Source organism: Mycobacterium sp. E1715, assembly GCF_001667625.1.
Taxonomy (GTDB): domain Bacteria; phylum Actinomycetota; class Actinomycetes; order Mycobacteriales; family Mycobacteriaceae; genus Mycobacterium.
This window is the reverse complement of record NZ_LZJJ01000155.1, coordinates 1-1,744: the sequence shown is the minus strand read 5'-3', so window position 1 is coordinate 1,744 and position 1,744 is coordinate 1. Positions and strand designations below refer to the sequence as shown.

General features: G+C 71.4%; 3 protein-coding genes. 1 reads left to right on the top strand and 2 read right to left on the bottom strand.

Going from position 1 to position 1,744, the window contains the following annotated elements; translation table 11 throughout:
- Positions 1-128: dienelactone hydrolase family protein (locus A9X03_RS28325; RefSeq protein WP_197696038.1), on the top strand; the 128-nt coding region annotated here is incomplete at its 5' end.
- On the opposite strand, the gene A9X03_RS08615 is transcribed toward A9X03_RS28325, so the two are convergent.
- Entirely contained in the window at positions 117-1,331 is a 1,215-nt protein-coding gene (locus A9X03_RS08615; protein ID WP_068260588.1) for a glycosyltransferase, read from the bottom strand. The two genes, A9X03_RS28325 and A9X03_RS08615, sit on opposite strands and share 12 nt — an antisense overlap.
- Positions 1,332-1,528: 197 nt before the next feature.
- On the bottom strand, positions 1,529-1,744 hold a 216-nt coding region (locus A9X03_RS08610), incomplete at its 5' end, for an acyl-CoA dehydrogenase family protein (RefSeq protein WP_197696037.1).

Genomic DNA, 1,744 nt, shown 5'->3' with positions numbered 1-1,744 from the left:
ACACCATCGAGTGGTATCCGGCCGGCCACGGGTTCGCGGTCCCGGACAACGCGCCGTACGACCCCGTCGCCGCCGAACGGCACTGGCAGGCCATGACCGAGGTCTTCGGTTCCGCGCTACCGCGCTAACCCGTCGAGCAGCAACGACGCCGCCGCCATCGCCCCGTCGGTACGGATCTTGGTGGCCACGACGCCCGCCCGCGCACCGGTCTCCGGCGCCAAGACGGTCTTCAGGGCGACCGTCAGCGACCGGGCGGTGGGGGCCGGGCCGCCGTGCGCGATGCCGATGCCCAGCTCCGCCACCCGGCCGGCCCAGTACGGCTGGTCGGCCCCCTGCGGCACCAACACCTGCGGCGCGCCGGCCAGCGCGGCGGTGGTCGTGGTGCCCGCACCGCCGTGGTGCACGACGGCCGCGACCCGGGCGAAGAGCGCCCGGTGGTTGAGCTCACCGACGGCCAGGCAATCGTCCCGGTCGTCTATCGGGGTCAGGCCGGACCAGCCGCGGTAGAGAATCGCCCGGTGGCCCAGGGCGCGGACGGCCTCGACGACCGCGCGGGACAGGTAGCTCGCGGCGCGCATGGGCATGCTGCCGAAGCCGACGTACACCGGCGGCGGCCCGTCGTCCAGGAACGCCGCCACGTCCGCAGGCAACGGGCGTTCATCGCAGAGCAGCCACGCCCCCGTCTGGACCACGTCCAGCCCGCTGCCCTCCGGCCACGGGCCCAGGGTCGGATCCGCCGCCAGCCACGGCCGGTCGGTCAGTGCGTGGTCGCGGATGTCATCCACCGGCGGCAGGCCCAGCGACGCGCGGTGGTTGTTGAGCGTCGCCCCGAACAGCGTGTGCATGTGCTGCGCGTCCATCTGCCACAACACCCGGTTGTCGATCGCGCCCGGCGGGATCTGGCCTGCGTACGTCGGGGGCATGTGGTGCGGTGACGGCAGGATCGTCGGCTGGTAGCTCACGTAGACGTAAGGGATGCCCAGGCGCTCGGCCACCGACCGCGCTCCCGCTGCCACCGGTGGAAAGCCGGTTGCGACGAGGAGGTCACAGCCGTCGGCCGCGTCGGCAACCGTGTCGAATTGCGCGGCGACGAGCCCGTCCAGGTGCCGGCGTAGGTCGTCCTCCGACGGCGTGAGCCCGGCCGCCCTGGCGCGCCATGAATCGCCGAATGGACTCAGCTCCAAGCCGATTCCGGCCAGCAGGTCCGCGAATTCCTGGTCCGGCGGCGCGCATACCCGAACTTCCGCGCCGTTCGCTCGCAACTGAACCCCGAGTGCCGCCAACGGTTCGACCGCCCCGCGCGAATCGTGAGTTGACAGCAACACCCGCATTCCGATGTTTTCACCTCCGCACGGCGCGGCCGGCCACGTCGTCGGGCCACCGCGGACCGACACTGTCTCACAAAACGGCGGCCCGCCGTGCGCGCCCATCTTCCAACGAGAAGCGCGCCCTCCCACGAATACAGCGGCGGGAAAACGCATTACACGCTCCCCGACGGGCCGCGGGGAAAAAATCAATCCGAGCCCAACTATTTCGGCGGCAGGTCCACCAACTCGCCCAGCCGGGCGCGGTGGCGGTAGGCGGTGCCGAAGATCAACTGATCGCTCTTGGCCCGCTTGAGGTAAAGGTGCGCGGGATACTCCCACGTCATGCCGATGCCGCCGTGCAGCTGGACGCATTCCTCGGTGGCGTGCACGGCGACGCCGCTGCAATACGCCTGGGCAAGCGCCGCGGCGACGGCGGC

Coding starts and splice junctions, on each gene's coding strand:
- A9X03_RS08615 (WP_068260588.1), bottom strand. CDS start 1,331: ATGCGGGTGTTGCTGTCAACTCACGATTCGCGCGGGGCGGTCGAACCG.